Below are 14386 nucleotides of genomic sequence, written 5' to 3'. Positions count from 1 at the left end.
GGGGATGAGTGGGCAGGCGACCGGTCCCGCGACACACCGTGCCGATCGGGTGACGAGCTACGAGGAATGAGTGGCGTACGTCACACGCATGACCTCGCCGGCCCCGGGCACACGCATGACACCCCCCCCACGGGACGGCCTTCCCGCCGCAGCCCCAGGTCGCCGCCCTCATCGGACCCACCCCCCTGGGCCCGATGGGGGTGGTCCCGTCCCGTCACTCGGGGGCGAGGGCGGACCAGGTGACGGCCGGCGGCCGGACACGGGCGCAGAGCGGCTGCCCCTTGGCGTCGGAGAGGCGCAGACGTGCGGTGAGATGTCCGGAGCGCGCGGCGGCCTCGAGCACGGCCGGATCGATGTCGCCGAACATCAGCTTGGCCCGCCGGAACATGGAGAAGACGCCGTGGTCGTCCACGGTGCCCCAGGAGAGATGGACGAAGCGCCCGCCGAGCCGGTTCTGCACGTACGGCCCCGTGACCATGATGCCGTCGTCGGTCGCGGTGGCCGTACAGTCCAGTGTCCATGCGGCCGACGGGGCGTCGCCGGGATGCAGGCCGAGCAGCTCGCCGGGCCTGTCCTTGCGCTGTACGCCGACGTGGATGTTCTGGGCGCCGGGGAAGTCACTGCCGGGCCCGCAGGTGCGGCCGGGGAGGTCCGAGCCCTCGATGTGGATCTGCATGGGCCCCATGTTCCCTTCTCAGACGGTGTCCCAGGGCGCAGCCTCGTACACCGACCCCACCCGCTTCATCAGTTCCTCGTCGACCACGAACTCCGTGTCGTCGATCCGCCGGACCGGAGCGATGCCGCGCGAGTTGGTGAGGAATGCCGACCGGTAGGCGCCGATCCCGTCCAGCGGCACCGGGCGCCGTGCGGACTCCAGCCCGGCGCCCGGCAGTTGCTGCTCCAGCAGGGCCATGGTGATGCCGGGCAGTGCGGGCGCGTCGGGCCAGACGACCGAAGTGCCGTCCCAGAAGGCGATGTTGGTGGTCGCTCCTTCCGTCACCGTCCCGTCGGGTGCGATCAGCAGCGCCTCGTCGAAGCCGGAGCGTGCGGCGAGCTGCCCGTAATAGGTCTGGCCGAACTCGCCGGGGCGCTTGATGTGCGGGACGGTGCGGACATATGGAACGGACATCAGGCAGCGCGGTTCGGTGGACTTCTGCGCCGGTCCGCGCACGGTGACCATGAGGGTCGTCCCGGTGTCGCCCGGCGGCAGGAAGGCGTGCACCCGGGTCGAGGCGTCCCGTACCCCGGCGCTGCTCAGCGCGTGCCGGATCAGCTCGCGCACCCGGTCGCCGTCCAGCCCCTGGCCGAAGAGCTCCCGGTTGGCGGCGTCCAGCCGGGTCAGGTGGAGTGCGAGGCCGCGTACCTTCCCGTCCCTGACCTGCATGGCGGTGAAGTGACCGTAGTTGGAGAAGGCGGGGATCCGGAGATCCGCCTCCGTTGCTGCGTGTCCGTTGAACTCGACGTACAGGGGCGCGGCGGTCGTCATGCGTTCCACCGTACGCCGGAGAGGAGAGCGGCGGCGCTTGACCTCAACCATGGTTGATATACGAATCTCGCCGCATGGAACTCACCGTTCCTGGGCAGTGAGCAGGAGTGAGTCCCAGCTCACCGGTACGCCCCGAACGGTCTTGGGCGCACTGGTCCTCCGCTTTCGCGTCCCGGTCGGCGACGCATATCCCGTATGCGGTCCGTCCCGGGCGGGCGGGATTCCTACGACCTGGCCATATGGGTGTGGCCAGAGGCGACGGGGAGGCCCCGAACCATCTCGCTGGTGATACGGGGGCCCCGACTGCTGACGCCACACCCGGCGTCCCAGATCGCATCGAGAACGTTACGCACACCCCGCCGGGCGTACCCGCAGCTCGTCACACCGTTCACCCAATCGTGTCCATGTTCGCCACAACGATGTGCCTGCTCAGCAGTTGTGAACCCCCTCACCCCTGAAGGTCGCGGTCATCCTCGCCAGCAACCGCGAGGGCCGCTTCGCCCCGGTCGTAGCCGACTGGTTCCTCTCGCGTACCGCCGGCCACCCGGGCATCGAGACCGACCTGATCGATGTCGCCGAACTCGAGCTCCCGTTCGCGCTCACCTACCGCCCGGGACCGGACGTACAGGCCCGACTGGCGAGCGTGTCGCCCAGGTTGGCCGCCGCCGATGCCTTCGTCGTGGTCACGCCCGAGTACAACCACTCGTTTCCCGCGCCGCTGAAGAACCTCATCGACTGGCATCGCGCCGAATGGCAGGCCAAGCCCGTCGCCTTCGTCTCGTACGGGGGAGTGTCGGGCGGTCTGCGGGCCGTCGAACACCTTCGCCAGGTCTTTGCCGAGCTGCACGCGGTCTCCCTGCGCGACACCGTGTCGTTCCACAACGCGGGCGCTCTCTTCGACGACGAGGGCAGGCACAAGGACCCCGTGGCCGTCGACGCGGCGGCGAAGACACTGCTCGACCAGTTGACCTGGTGGGGTAATGCGCTGCGGGACGCCAAGACGGTCCGCCCGTACGGAAGCTGATCCCTGTTCGGCTGGAGGCGGGTACCGGAGCGGGTGTGTCCGGGACCCGCTCCACGTCAGGCGACCGAGACCGCCGACCAGGTCGCGGCCGCCGCGTTCTGCTCCGCGCTGCCCGCCCCGTACCGATCCTTCGCCGCGTTGAGCGTCGCCGTGCGGGCGGCGGCGTAGTTGGTCGAGGACGTCATGTACAGCGTCAGGGCCTGGCGGGGTGGTCGGCCGCGGCTGCGCCCGCGGTGGCGGCGGCGGTCGAGGCCGGCAGGGTCACGGCGGCCGCGGTCATGCCGAACGGGGTGAGGTGAGATGCGTGCCGGATCGTTCTCATCGGACTCCTCGGTGTGCGCGGGGCGATGACGGAGGATCTGGGCTCGCATCAGATGTAAGGGCTCATGACATGTCATGCCCATACCGTCCCGGGGCCGAGGGGAGGACAGCGGGCCGGAGCACCCGGACAATCGATGAAGAAGGAAGCCCGACAGGCGGAAGAACCGAGAAGAACCGAGAAGAACCGAGAAGAACCGAGAAGAACCGAGGAGGCCGACGGTGACATCGCCGGCATGGCTGACCGTACTGACCACCACGGACAGCGAGGAGAAGGCCCACGCCCTGGCCCAGGGTGCGGTGGAGGCGCGGCTCGCCGCGTGTGCGCAGATCTCCGCGCCCGTCACCTCCGTCTACCGGTGGCAGAACGCCATCGAGACCACCGAGGAGTGGCAGGTGCTGTTCAAGACCCCGGCCGAGCGCTACGACGACCTGGAGGAGCACCTCCGGGCGGCGCACGACTACGACATCCCCGAGATCATCGCCGTGCCGGTGGTACGCGGAAGCGACCGCTACCTCAACTGGCTGACGTCTCAGACCGCCCCGGTCACGGGCCTCTGACCATGCCGCGGACCGCCCCCGAACTGTCCTTCTTCGTCTACGGAACGCTGCTTCCCGGCGAACCCAACCACGACCTGTTCCTTCTCGGCCGGGCGATCACGGAACAGCCCGCACTGCTGCCGGGTGCCGTCCTCTACGACGGCCCCGGCTACCCGTACGCGGTCCAGGGCGACGGCGCCGTGCAGGGCGCGCTCGTCACCGCCGCGCCCGCGAGGTACGCCGAGCTCCTCGCACGGCTCGACCGGCTGGAGGAGTACGCCGGTCCCGGACACCCGGGCAACCTGTACGAGAGGGTCGCCCGAGAAGTCCGCCTCCCGGCCGGGAAGCCACCCGGTACCGGAACCGCCCACGCCTGGGTCTACCTCGCTGCCGCGCCCGTCGCCCGCTCCCTCCACTCCAACGGCACCCTCATCCCCGGAGGCAGCTGGCTCACCCGTCGGCAGCCTCCACCCGCACCGCGCACACCTTGAACTCCGGCATCCGTGATACCGGGTCCAGCGCCGGGTTCGTCAGCGTGTTGGCCCGGCCCTCACCCGCCCAGTGGAACGGCATGAAGACGGTGTCCTGCCGGATGGCCCCGGTGATCCGGGCAGGTGCCACCGCCTGCCCCCGCCGTGAGGTGACCGTCACCGGATCGCCCTCGGCCACCCCGATCCGCTCGGCGAGCCGCGGATGCAGCTCGACGAACGGACCGGGCGCGGCGGCGTTGAGCTCATCGACCCGCCGGGTCTGCGCGCCCGACTGGTACTGGGCCACCACCCGCCCGGTCGTCAGCACCACCGGATACTGCCGGTCCGTCTCCTCGGCGGCCGGACGGTGTGTCACGGGTACGAACCGGGCCCGCCCGTCGGCGGTGGCGAACCGGTCGAGGAAGAGCCGCGGCGTACCGGCGTGCCCCTCGTCCGGGCACGGCCAGAACACCCCGTCCTCCGCCACGATCCTGGCGTATGTGATCCCCGCGTAGTCGGCGGGCCCGCCCGCCGAGGCGCGTCGCAGCTCGTCGAAGACCTCCTCGGGATCGGCGGGGAACCCCTTGCCGTGCCCGAGGAGCGCGGCCAGCCCGTTCAGCACCTCCAGATCGCTGCGCACGCCCTCCGGCGCGGTGACCGCCCGCTGCCGGAGCAGCACCCGCCCCTCCAGATTGGTCGTCGTCCCCGTCTCCTCCGCCCACTGCGTCACCGGCAGCACCACATCGGCCATCGCCGCCGTCTCCGACAGCACCACATCCGCGACCGCGAGGAAGTCCAGCGAGCGCAGCCGCCCCTCCACATGCGTGGCGTGCGGCGCGGACACCACAGGGTTGGACCCCATCACCAGCAGCGCCCGCACATCCGTCCCCAGTGCGTCGAGGAGCTCGTACGCACTGCGCCCCGGTCCCGGCAGCGAGTCGGGATCGACCCCCCACACCTGCGCGACGTGGCGGCGCGCCGCCGGGTCGGTGAGCTTGCGGTAGCCGGGCAACTGGTCCGCCTTCTGGCCGTGCTCACGCCCGCCCTGACCGTTGCCCTGCCCGGTCAGGCAGCCGTACCCGGACAGCGGCCGGCCCGCCCGGCCGGTGGCCAGACAGAGGTTGATCCAGGCGCCGACCGTGTCCGTGCCCTTGGACTGCTGCTCGGGACCGCGCGCGGTCAGCACCATCGCGTTCTCCGGGGCGCAGAACATCTCCACCGCCTCCCGCAGCTGCGGAACCGGCACCCCGGTCAGCCGCTCCACCAGCTCCGGCCAGTGGGCCATCGAACCTGCCCTGGCCTCGTCCCAGCCGCTGGTGCGCTCGCGTACGAATTCCTCGTCCACCCGCCCCTGCGCCACCACCAGATGCAGCATTCCCAGCGCGAGCGCCAGATCCGTGCCGGGCCGGGGTGCCAGATGCAGATCGGCCTGCTCGGCGGTCCTCGTCCGCCGCGGATCGATGACGATCAACCGGCCCCCGTTCTCCCGCAGTTCGGTGAGATAGCGCAGGGCGGGCGGCATCGTCTCGGCGAGGTTCGACCCGACGAGGATCACGCACCCGGTGCGCGCGATGTCGTCGAGGGGGAACGGCAGCCCGCGGTCGAGCCCGAACGCCCGCTGATGCGCGGCGGCCGCCGACGACATGCAGAACCGCCCGTTGTAGTCGATCTGCGAGGTCGACAGGACGACCCGGGCGAACTTCCCCAGCGCGTACGCCTTCTCGTTGGTGAGACCGCCGCCGCCGAAGACCCCCACGGCATCGGGCCCGTGCGCCGCGCGGGTGCGGACGAGCTGCTCGGCGATCCGGGCCAGCGCCTCGTCCCACCCGGCGGGTTCCAGTTCGCCACTGGCCGGGTCGCGTACGAGCGGTCCGGTCAGCCGGACCCGCGACGAGAGCACGGACGGCGCTGTGCGGCCCTTGCCGCACAGCGCACCGCGGTTGACGGGGAAGCCGGGACGCTCCAGGACCTCGGCCACCGCACCGCCGGCGGCCGGTCGCAGATTCATCCCGCACTGCAGCGAGCAGTACGGGCAGTGGGTGGCGGTGGGAGCAGTCTCGGTGCGGGCCATGGGCCCAGCGTGCGAGCCGGGTGTTACGGAGGCGCCCGCGACCGGTTACGCCACCGGAACGTGCACCTCAGCCCGCCTCAAGCGGGACCGTGAGGTCGGCCGGTGCCTCACCCCTTGGCCGTCAGCGCCGTCCCGACCCCGGGCTCCTCCGGCCCGAGGAAGTGCGGGTCCGGCTTGAACATCGCGTCCAGCGCCGCCTTGCCCGCCGCGAACACCTCCCGCGTCCCGCCGTAGTACCAGGTCACATCGTGCTTGGCGTCGACTCCGACGCCGTACGCATCGATCCCCGCGGCCCGGCACAGCGCGATCGCCCGCCGGATATGGAACCCCTGACTCACCAGCACCGCGTGGTCGACCCCGAAGATCTTCTTGGCCCGCACGCAGGAGTCCCAGGTGTCGAACCCGGCGAAGTCGCTGACGATCCGCTTGTCCGGCACGCCGTGCGCGACGAGAAACGTGCGCATGGCGTCCGGCTCGTCGTACTCCTTCCGGCTGTTGTCCCCGGTGACGAGCACGACCTTCACCTTGCCGTCCCGGTACAGCTCGGCGGCGGCCCGCAGCCGGTTCGCGAGATACGGCGACGGCTTCCCGTCCCACAGTCCCGCCCCGAACACCACGGCGACCTGCTGCGCGGGGGCGTCCGCGGTCGTCCGGACACGGGCGTCGGCCACGGAGTACATCCACGTGACGGGTGCGAGCCCCAGCACACAGGCGATCATGACCCCTTGCAGGGCCCGGCGCTGCCCACGCCGCGTGCGCGGCCACAGCCGCACCGGCCATTGCGGCCGCTTCCCTCGCATCGGAGCCCCCTGTCGGTGTCGGTGCGTTACCTGGTCGGACGAGTATCAGGGCACAGGGGTTCTCCACCCTGCGGACTTCTTCGCCGACGAGCCGTCGACGCGCTCCTGGTGAACCACTGACGAGCCGTCGGCGCGTCGGGCATCATGACAGCCATGAACCTCCCGAGCGCCCGCAGGTCCTCCGACGACTGGGTGACCATCGCCGCGTACGAGAACGTGAAGGGCCGCCCGCACCCGGCGGCCGCCGTCCGCGCCTGACTGCGTGACCGAGGCATCGACTGGATGCCGTTCCCGCTCGACGACATGCAGTGGAGCCTGGCCTGCGGCCCCGGACCCGACGGGCACTGGCACGGCTGGATCACCGTCCGCATCCGCGCAACAGCTCTCGTTCCGCTCGGCCTTCACCCGGATCAGCCCTGGTCACAGCCCAACTCGCCCTCGCCGCCGCGCTGGTGGCATGCGGCGGCGGAGCGTGCCGTACGCCCGCCACGCCCGGATCCAGCCCAGTAGCATCGTCCGATGCTGCTTCCCCGGATGATCGCCTCCGACCTCGACGGCACTCTCCTGCGGGGCGACGGAACTCTCTCGCCCCGCACCCTCCGCGCCCTGCGCACGGCCGAGAGCGCCGGTGCGGAGGTCGTCCTCGTCACCGCCAGACCGCCCAGGTTCGTCGACCGGCTCGCCGACGCGACCGGACTGGCGGGGACGGCGGTGTGCGGCAACGGCGCGCTCGTCTACGACATCGGGACGCGAACGATCGTCTCCTCCCGCGCCCTGTCCGTCGCCGTCGCCCGGCGCGTGGCCACGGCGGTCGCCGCCGCGGTGCCGGAGGTGGGCTTCGCCCTGGAGACCGGCAACCAGGTCCTGTACGAACCGGCGTACCGGCTGCGCATGTCCGAGGACATCGACGCCGAACTGCCCGTACCGTCCCTCGCCGACCTGTGGCTCACCGACGTACCCGTCACCAAACTCCTCGCCTGGTCCGCCCGGCTCGACGCGGACACGTTGCTGGCCGCCGCCCGCGAAGGGGCGGGCGCGACGGGCCGCGAGGTGCAGTTCACCCACTCCGGCGGGCGCGGGCTCCTGGAGATCAGCGCGTCCGGTGTCACCAAGGCGGGCACCCTCGCCGAGCTCTGCGCCGGGCGCGGGATCGACGCCACGGAGGTCATCGCCTTCGGTGACATGCCCAACGACCTGACCGTCCTCGGCTGGGCGGGCACCGGCTACGCCATGGGCAACGCCCACCCGGCCGTGCTCGCCGCCGTACCCACGCACACGGTGTCCAACGAGGAGGACGGGGTCGCGCACGTCCTGGAGGGCCTCTTCGGGCCGCCGACCGTTCCGTGAGCCCGCGGCAAAAACCCGTCACCCCTGCGCAACGACCCGGCAACTTCCGCCCTGCACCATCGGTCCATGACGGAGTCGGCATCGGCACAACCCCGTGAGTCCCTGCCTCTCGACAGCACAGCGCAACTGTTGACCCGCATCACCGCCCAGCTCGGCACCCAGCTCAGCCATGTCTCCCTGAACGGAACGCGCAGGCCACCCGTGCACCGCACCATCCGGCCCGCACCGGGCAGCACCCCCGCCCCCGCCCTTGTCGCCGTCGCCCACGGCAGCCGGGACCCGCAGGCGCTGCGCACGGTCGTGAAGCTGCTGGACCGGGTACGGGAACTGCGCCCCGGCCTGGACGTCCGGCTCGGGCACATCGAGCTGAACGAACCGCTCCTGCCGCTGACCCTCACCGGTCTGGGGTCCGGCGACGCCGTACTCGTACCGTTGCTGCTCGGCCGCGGCCACCACGTCACGCACGACATACCGGCCGCGGCCGCCGACGCACCCGCCCTGCGGACCACGATCGCCGCGCCGCTCGGACCGCACCCCCTGCTCGTCGAAGCCCTCTACGGCAGGCTCGTCGAAGCGGGCTGGCCGGCCGACGAGACCGCGAACGGCAGCCTGGCCGTGGTCCTCGCCGCCGCCGGTTCACGCGACCCCGACTCGGCCGCCGACACCCGCCGCACCGCCAGGATGCTCAGCGAGCGGCTCGGCGGCGTGCCCGTCGTCCCCGCGTACGCATCCGTCGCCGACCCCACCGTCTCCGTCGCGGTGCGAGCCCTCGCCGCCCGTGGCCGGCACCGGGCCGCCGTCGCCTCGTACTTCACCGCGCCCGGGCGTTTCGCGACCGCTGCCGCCGCTGCCGCCGCCGGGATCGCCGCGGCGCCGCTCGGCGCGCACCCCGCGATGGCGCGGCTGGTCCTGCACCGGTACGACCAGGCGCTGGCCGGCCGGGCACGGTCCGGCGCACTCCCGGCACCCGGATCCGCAATGAACGGCCCACTCCTGGCGTCCGCCTGAGCTGTCTTGTCGGTCGGGCCGATTACTGTCGGAACCATGGACGGTACGCAGGGCACACAGGACCACGGCACCGCGCCCTACGGTGCTGCCGACGCCGAGCGCTGGGACACCGAACCCGACAAACGGCCCGGTCGCACCGCCTTCCAGCGGGACCGCGCCCGTGTGCTGCACTCCGCCGCACTGCGCAGACTCGCCGGGAAGACCCAGGTCGTCACCCCCGGCACCCGCAGCCTCGCCTGGGACGCCAGCCCCCGGACCAGACTCACCCACTCCCTGGAATGCGCCCAGGTCGGCCGGGAGCTCGGGGCCGCACTCGGCTGCGACCCCGACCTGGTCGAGACGGCGTGTCTGGCGCACGACCTGGGGCATCCGCCGTTCGGGCACAACGGCGAGCAGGCGCTCAACGACTTCGCCTCGGACTGCGGGGGCTTCGAGGGCAACGCCCAGTCGCTGCGGCTGCTGACCCGCCTCGAACCGAAGCGGTTCGTGCGCGATGTGCGGACCGGCGAACTGGTCAGTGTCGGGCTCAATCTGACCCGGGCCGCGCTCGACGCCGCCACCAAGTACCCGTGGCCGCGCGGCGCCCACCCCACCGATCCCGGCTCGCCGAAATTCGGGGTCTACGAGGACGACCTGCCGGTCTTCCGCTGGGCCCGCCAGGGCGCCCCGCGGCACCGCAAGTGCTTCGAGGCCCAGGTGATGGACTGGTCCGACGACGTCGCGTACTCGGTGCACGACTTCGAGGACGGGCTGCACGCCGGTCACATCGACCCCAACTGCCTCTTCGCCGAACCGGAGCGGCGCGAGATCTGGGACGTCGCGATCGGACGGTACGTCCCGGCCTACACCGACCCGCAGGAGCTGGCCGACGCCCTCGACCGGCTCATGGGTCAGGAGTGGTGGCCGCACAGCTACGACGGATCGGCCGTCGCCCAGGCCCGGCTGAAGGACGCCACGAGCCAGCTGATCGGCAGGTTCTGTCTCGCGGCAGAGACCGCCACCCGGCAGGCGTACGGGTACGGCCGCCTCGGACGGTACGCCGCCGAACTCGTCGTCCCGCGCGAGGCGCGCAGCGAATGCGCGGTCCTGAAGGCGGTGGCCGACCGCTATGTGATGCAGCGAGCCGAACAGGAGGTGATCCGCGCCGACCAGCGGGTCGTCATCGCCGAACTTGCGGCGGCGTTGACCGCGCGCGCCCCGGAGGGCCTGGAACCGCAGTTCCGCGCGCTGTACGAACAGGCGCCCGACGACCGCTCCCGCAAGCGGGTCCTGGTCGACCAGATCGCCGCTCTCACCGATGCGTCGGCCCGCTCCCTGAACACCTCGCTCACCTCGCGGGGGCGGTGGTCGCGGGAGGGGTGAGAGCCCGCCGCGCCGGTGTCCGACTCTGGAGCGCGCCCGCCCCGAGCGCCCCGCCGCTCGCCCCGACCAGGCGTGGTCGGTGGACGCGGACGCGGACGTGGCCGGGGGGGCTGCGCGCCGCGGCCATCGTGAGGGGGCGTCCGCATCGGCACGGCCCCGAGGCCCTCTCGCATGCGCATCCCTCGGGCATGTCCTGCGGCAGTGGGGCGCGGCGATGACGCAGGGCAACGCCGCAGGTGATGTGCTGGGAACACATACCGTACTGCGCAGGGGAGCCGGGCCGCCGTGAAAGCAGCTGTCTCACAGCACACTCCACGCCGATGGCCCGCTCCGGCCCCGTATCCAGGTAGTGCCGGCTCCGTCCGGGGGACCCTGCTCTGCGTGGGGCGGGCCCCGTTCGCCAGACTGGCCTGTGGCCACGGGGTGTGACCTGATCGGGGTACACCCTCTTTCGCCATCACGCTGCGTGCGGGACGCTCGCAGTTGGCGGCGCCGCGCAGCAAGCACCGAGGAGGCATCAAGTGGTCGACGCACATCGCACGTTCGTCATCGTCGGCGGAGGACTGGCAGGAGCGAAGGCGGCAGAGACACTCCGGGCGGAGGGGTTCAGCGGCCGGGTGATCCTGATCGGCGATGAGCGTGACCATCCGTACGAACGACCTCCCCTGTCCAAGGGCTATCTGGCCGGCAAGGAGGCACGCGAGAGCGTATTCGTCCATGAGACGGCCTGGTACGCGGGCGCCGATGTGGAGCTGCATCTCGGCACGCCCGTCACCGCCCTCGACCGCGACGCCCGCTCCGTGGAGCTCGGGGACGGGACGGTCATCCACTACGACAAGCTGCTGCTCGCCACCGGCGCCGAGCCGCGCCGCCTCGACATTCCCGGTACGGACCTGGCGGGCGTCCACCATCTGCGCCGCCTCGCGCACGCCGACCGGCTGAAGAACGTGCTGTCCGCGCTCGGCCGCGACAACGGCCATCTGGTGATCGCCGGAGCCGGCTGGATCGGCCTGGAGGTCGCGGCGGCGGCCCGCGGGTACGGCGCGGAGGTCACCATCGTCGAACCGGAGGCGACTCCGCTGCTCCGGGTCATCGGCCCGGAGCTCGGCCAGATCTTCACCGAGCTCCACAGCGACCACGGCGTGCGCTTCCACTTCGGCCGCAAGCTCACCGAGATCATCGGCCAGGACGGGATGGTCCTCGCCGCCCGCACCGACGACGGTGAGGAACACCCCGCCCACGACGTGCTCGCCGCGATCGGCGCCGCCCCGCGCGCCGCCCTCGCCGAAGCCGCCGGTCTCGACATCGCGGCCCGCGTCGACGGCGGCGGTATCGCCGTCGACGCCTCGCTGCGCACCTCCGACCCGCACATCTACGCGGCCGGGGACGTCGCCAATGCGCTGCATCCGCTGCTCGGTACCCGGCTGCGCGTGGAGCACTGGGCGAACGCGCTGAACAGCGGCCCGGCCGCGGCCCGAGCCATGCTCGGCCAGGACGTCAGCTACGACCGCGTGCCGTATTTCTTCTCCGACCAGTACGACCTGGGACTCGAATACTCGGGCTGGGCGCCGCCGGGCTCGTACGACCAGGTCGTGATCCGCGGCGACGCGGGCAAACGTGAGTTCATCGCGTTCTGGCTGAGGGACCGCCGGGTGCTGGCCGGGATGAACGTCAATGTGTGGGACGTCACCGAGACCGTGCAGGAGCTGATCAGGGCCGGCCAGCAGGTCGACGCGGACGCGCTCGCGAACCCGTCGGTTCCGCTGGAGTCCCTGATCTGAGCCCTTTACGGAAGCTGCTGTTCCGCGCCGGGCGGATGTGATCACGACCCCGCCCGGCGCACCCGCCGCCGACCACGGACCCGTCCTGTCCGAGCCCACCCGTAGACTTCATCCGTGGCAGGCAGGATCAATGACGACGATGTGAAGGCGGTCCGGGACGCGGTCCCGATCGACGCCGTCGTTTCCGAGTACCTGCAGCTGAGGAACGCGGGCGGAGGCAACCTCAAGGGGCTCTGCCCGTTCCACGACGAGAAGTCCCCCTCCTTCCAGGTCAGCCCGAGCAAGGGGCTCTTCCACTGCTTCGGCTGCCAGGAAGGCGGCGACACGATCGCCTTCGTGATGAAGATCGACCATCTCTCCTTCTCCGAGACGGTCGAGCGCCTCGCCGCCAAGGCGGGCATCACCCTGCGGTACGAGGAAGGCGGCTACAACCCTTCCCACCAGCGCGGCGAGCGCATCCGGCTGGTCGAGGCGCACAAGATCGCCGCCCGGTTCTACGTCGAGCAGCTGGACAGCCCCGAGGCGGAGATCGGCCGGAAGTTCCTCGCCGACCGGGGCTTCGACCAGGCGGCCGCCGCCCACTTCGGCGTCGGTTACAGCCCGGCCGGCTGGGACCACCTCACCCGCTACCTCCGCGGCAAGGGGTTCAGCGACCGGGAGCTGATCACCTCCGGCCTCTCCCAGGACGGCCGTCGCGGCCCCATCGACCGCTTCCGCGGCCGGCTGATGTGGCCGATCAGCGACACCTCGGGCGAGGTCGTCGGCTTCGGTGCCCGCAAGCTCCGAGACGACGACAACGGCCCCAAGTACCTCAACACCCCCGAGACCGCGATCTACAAGAAGTCGCAGGTGCTGTACGGGATCGACCTCGCGAAGAAGGACATCGCGAAGGCCAGCCGGGCCGTCGTCGTCGAGGGCTACACCGACGTCATGGCCTGCCACCTCGCCGGGATCACCACGGCCATCGCCACCTGCGGCACGGCGTTCGGCGGCGACCACATCAAGATCCTCCGCCGGCTCCTGATGGACAACGGCAGCGCCCGCGTGATCTTCACGTTCGACGGTGACGCGGCCGGTCAGAAGGCCGCCCTGCGCGCCTTCGAGGACGACCAGAAGTTCGCCGCGGAGACGTACATCGCGATCGCGCCGGACAACATGGACCCGTGCGATCTGCGCCTCGTGAAGGGCGACGAGGCCGTCCGTGACCTGGTCGAACCCCGCACCCCGCTCTTCGAGTTCGCGCTCCGCCAGATCGTCGGGCGGTACGACCTGGAGACCCCGGCGGGCCGCGGCGCCGCGCTCGACGAGGCCGCGCCCGTCGTCGCCCGGATCAAGAACAGCTCCTCCCAGCACGAGGTCGCCGTCCAGCTGGCCGGGATGCTCGGCATCCTCGACACCCAGTTCGTCGTCAAGCGTGTCGCCCAGCTCGCCCGCTGGGCCCGCGACCGCGGCGACCGGGGTCCCGCATCCGCGCCCCCCCGCGGCGGCCCCGCGCACCAGCAGGTCCAGGCCCCTGTCGGCCCCTCGGGCCCCGCCCTCAATCTCCGCAGCCCCGCCCATCGCACGGAGCGCGAGCTGCTCAAGCTCGCCCTGCAGAAGCCCGCCCTGGTCTCCCCGGCCTTCGACGCCTACGGGATCGACGAGTTCACCGCCCCGCCGTACGCCGCGGTACGCCAGTGCATCGCGGAGGCGGGCGGCGCCGAACAGGGCCTCGCCGACAACCGCGAGTATCTGGTCGGCGTCCTCGACGCCGCCCCCAACGACACCGTGCGCAAACTGGTCACCGAGCTCGCCGTCGAGGTCTTCCACGGCAAGTCCATCGACGAGGCGTACGCGGGCGAGCATCTGGTCAAGGTCCGGCTGCGCGCCGTGGACCGCCGGATCAACGACGTCCAGGGCAGCCTCACCCGCCTGGGCAGCAATGTCGCCCCGGATCACCTGGCGGCCGCGCAGAACGAGGTCTGGGTGCTGCAGCAGTACGCCCAGTCCCTGCGCAACCACGGCGCCGACGCACTCTGACCGGCCCTCCGAGGGCTCCCGCCGGTAACCGACCGGTTACGGACCGGACCCAGAAAGTCCGCGCACGCCCCTCGTGGGGGCGATGCGTCTTCCCCCACACTGGGTGGCGGTGCCTGAGTCATCGGAGCGCGGTCTGCCCACTGCACGGTGGGCCCCCCAT

Annotated in this window: 14 protein-coding genes and 1 pseudogene; 9 read left to right on the top strand and 6 right to left on the bottom strand. The window is 71.6% G+C overall.

What is annotated here, in order from left to right; all coding sequences use genetic code 11:
• Positions 1 to 214 precede the first annotated feature (214 nt).
• A complete protein-coding gene (locus AB0I23_RS12925; protein WP_359109263.1) occupies positions 215 to 676 on the bottom strand; it encodes a DUF5990 family protein in 462 nt (153 codons plus the stop codon).
• An 18-nt stretch (positions 677 to 694) separates the two neighbouring features.
• Positions 695 to 1486, bottom strand: a complete 792-nt coding sequence (locus tag AB0I23_RS12920; protein ID WP_359109262.1) for an aminotransferase class IV family protein — start codon at positions 1484 to 1486, stop codon at positions 695 to 697.
• 454 nt (positions 1487 to 1940) lie between these two features.
• Here AB0I23_RS12920 and AB0I23_RS12915 point away from each other — a divergent pair, with 454 nt between their 5' ends.
• On the top strand, positions 1941 to 2510 hold the full coding sequence (locus AB0I23_RS12915; RefSeq protein ID WP_359109300.1) for an NADPH-dependent FMN reductase: 570 nt from the start codon (positions 1941 to 1943) through the stop codon (positions 2508 to 2510).
• A 56-nt stretch (positions 2511 to 2566) separates the two neighbouring features.
• Here the strand turns inward: AB0I23_RS12915 and AB0I23_RS12910 are convergent.
• Both AB0I23_RS12910 and AB0I23_RS12905 read right to left on the bottom strand, forming a co-directional pair.
• A pseudogene (locus AB0I23_RS12910) lies at positions 2567 to 2713 on the bottom strand (M4 family metallopeptidase); the annotation flags it as partial.
• Positions 2704 to 2832 carry a hypothetical protein gene (locus AB0I23_RS12905; RefSeq protein ID WP_359109304.1) on the bottom strand — a complete coding sequence of 43 codons (129 nt, stop codon included), beginning with the start codon at positions 2830 to 2832 and terminating at the stop codon, positions 2704 to 2706. The pseudogene AB0I23_RS12910 and the gene AB0I23_RS12905, both read right to left, overlap by 10 nt.
• Positions 2833 to 3050: 218 nt before the next feature.
• Between AB0I23_RS12905 and cutA the strand changes: the two genes are divergently transcribed.
• Positions 3051 to 3389: a divalent-cation tolerance protein CutA gene (gene cutA / locus AB0I23_RS12900; RefSeq protein ID WP_359109261.1), complete on the top strand. Its 339-nt coding sequence runs from the start codon at positions 3051 to 3053 to the stop codon at positions 3387 to 3389.
• Positions 3390 to 3391: 2 nt separating this feature from the next.
• Entirely contained in the window at positions 3392 to 3859 is a 468-nt protein-coding gene (locus tag AB0I23_RS12895; RefSeq protein WP_359109260.1) for a gamma-glutamylcyclotransferase family protein, read from the top strand.
• Here the strand turns inward: AB0I23_RS12895 and AB0I23_RS12890 are convergent.
• Together AB0I23_RS12890 and AB0I23_RS12885 are read right to left on the bottom strand one after the other, a co-directional pair.
• The gene (locus AB0I23_RS12890) at positions 3819 to 5909 is read right to left on the bottom strand and encodes a molybdopterin oxidoreductase family protein (RefSeq protein ID WP_359109259.1); all 2091 of its coding nucleotides are present in this window, start codon (positions 5907 to 5909) and stop codon (positions 3819 to 3821) included. The genes AB0I23_RS12895 and AB0I23_RS12890 overlap by 41 nt on opposite strands.
• Before the next feature lie 107 nt (positions 5910 to 6016).
• Positions 6017 to 6709: a SanA/YdcF family protein gene (locus AB0I23_RS12885; protein WP_359109258.1), complete on the bottom strand. Its 693-nt coding sequence runs from the start codon at positions 6707 to 6709 to the stop codon at positions 6017 to 6019.
• 282 nt (positions 6710 to 6991) lie between these two features.
• Between AB0I23_RS12885 and AB0I23_RS12880 the strand changes: the two genes are divergently transcribed.
• The 6 genes from AB0I23_RS12880 to dnaG all read left to right on the top strand — a co-directional run bounded on the left by AB0I23_RS12880 (position 6992) and on the right by dnaG (position 14226).
• The gene (locus AB0I23_RS12880) at positions 6992 to 7219 is read left to right on the top strand and encodes a hypothetical protein (RefSeq protein WP_359109257.1); all 228 of its coding nucleotides are present in this window, start codon (positions 6992 to 6994) and stop codon (positions 7217 to 7219) included.
• 24 nt (positions 7220 to 7243) lie between these two features.
• A complete protein-coding gene (locus AB0I23_RS12875) occupies positions 7244 to 8056 on the top strand; it encodes a Cof-type HAD-IIB family hydrolase (RefSeq protein WP_359109299.1) in 813 nt (270 codons plus the stop codon).
• 66 nt (positions 8057 to 8122) lie between these two features.
• Positions 8123 to 9064, top strand: a complete 942-nt coding sequence (locus AB0I23_RS12870; protein ID WP_359109256.1) for a sirohydrochlorin chelatase — start codon at positions 8123 to 8125, stop codon at positions 9062 to 9064.
• Positions 9065 to 9100: 36 nt separating this feature from the next.
• On the top strand, positions 9101 to 10426 hold the full coding sequence (locus tag AB0I23_RS12865; RefSeq protein ID WP_359109255.1) for a deoxyguanosinetriphosphate triphosphohydrolase: 1326 nt from the start codon (positions 9101 to 9103) through the stop codon (positions 10424 to 10426).
• 521 nt (positions 10427 to 10947) lie between these two features.
• Complete coding sequence (locus tag AB0I23_RS12860; RefSeq protein ID WP_359109254.1) at positions 10948 to 12207, top strand: NAD(P)/FAD-dependent oxidoreductase; 1260 nt, start codon at positions 10948 to 10950, stop codon at positions 12205 to 12207.
• Between the two features lie 114 nt (positions 12208 to 12321).
• A complete protein-coding gene (gene dnaG, locus AB0I23_RS12855) occupies positions 12322 to 14226 on the top strand; it encodes a DNA primase (RefSeq protein WP_359109253.1) in 1905 nt (634 codons plus the stop codon).
• Positions 14227 to 14386: the final 160 nt, after the last annotated feature.

Origin of the sequence: Streptomyces atratus (genome assembly GCF_040655115.1) — a bacterium.
Lineage (GTDB): Bacteria > Actinomycetota > Actinomycetes > Streptomycetales > Streptomycetaceae > Streptomyces > Streptomyces atratus_D.
Note: the sequence above shows the minus strand (reverse complement) of the source record. Positions and strands in the feature narration are given on the sequence as shown.

Bases quoted from the DNA above. Each gene is read 5' to 3' on its own strand.
- AB0I23_RS12925 (WP_359109263.1), bottom strand. From the start codon at position 676: ATGCAGATCCACATCGAGGGCTCGGACCTCCCCGGCCGCACCTGCGGG.
- AB0I23_RS12875 (WP_359109299.1), top strand. From the start codon at position 7,244: ATGATCGCCTCCGACCTCGACGGCACTCTCCTGCGGGGCGACGGAACT.
- AB0I23_RS12870 (WP_359109256.1), top strand. From the start codon at position 8,123: ATGACGGAGTCGGCATCGGCACAACCCCGTGAGTCCCTGCCTCTCGAC.
- AB0I23_RS12890 (WP_359109259.1), bottom strand. From the start codon at position 5,909: ATGGCCCGCACCGAGACTGCTCCCACCGCCACCCACTGCCCGTACTGC.
- AB0I23_RS12885 (WP_359109258.1), bottom strand. From the start codon at position 6,709: ATGCGAGGGAAGCGGCCGCAATGGCCGGTGCGGCTGTGGCCGCGCACG.
- AB0I23_RS12920 (WP_359109262.1), bottom strand. From the start codon at position 1,486: ATGACGACCGCCGCGCCCCTGTACGTCGAGTTCAACGGACACGCAGCA.
- AB0I23_RS12865 (WP_359109255.1), top strand. From the start codon at position 9,101: ATGGACGGTACGCAGGGCACACAGGACCACGGCACCGCGCCCTACGGT.
- AB0I23_RS12880 (WP_359109257.1), top strand. From the start codon at position 6,992: ATGCCGTTCCCGCTCGACGACATGCAGTGGAGCCTGGCCTGCGGCCCC.
- AB0I23_RS12905 (WP_359109304.1), bottom strand. From the start codon at position 2,832: ATGAGAACGATCCGGCACGCATCTCACCTCACCCCGTTCGGCATGACC.
- AB0I23_RS12895 (WP_359109260.1), top strand. From the start codon at position 3,392: ATGCCGCGGACCGCCCCCGAACTGTCCTTCTTCGTCTACGGAACGCTG.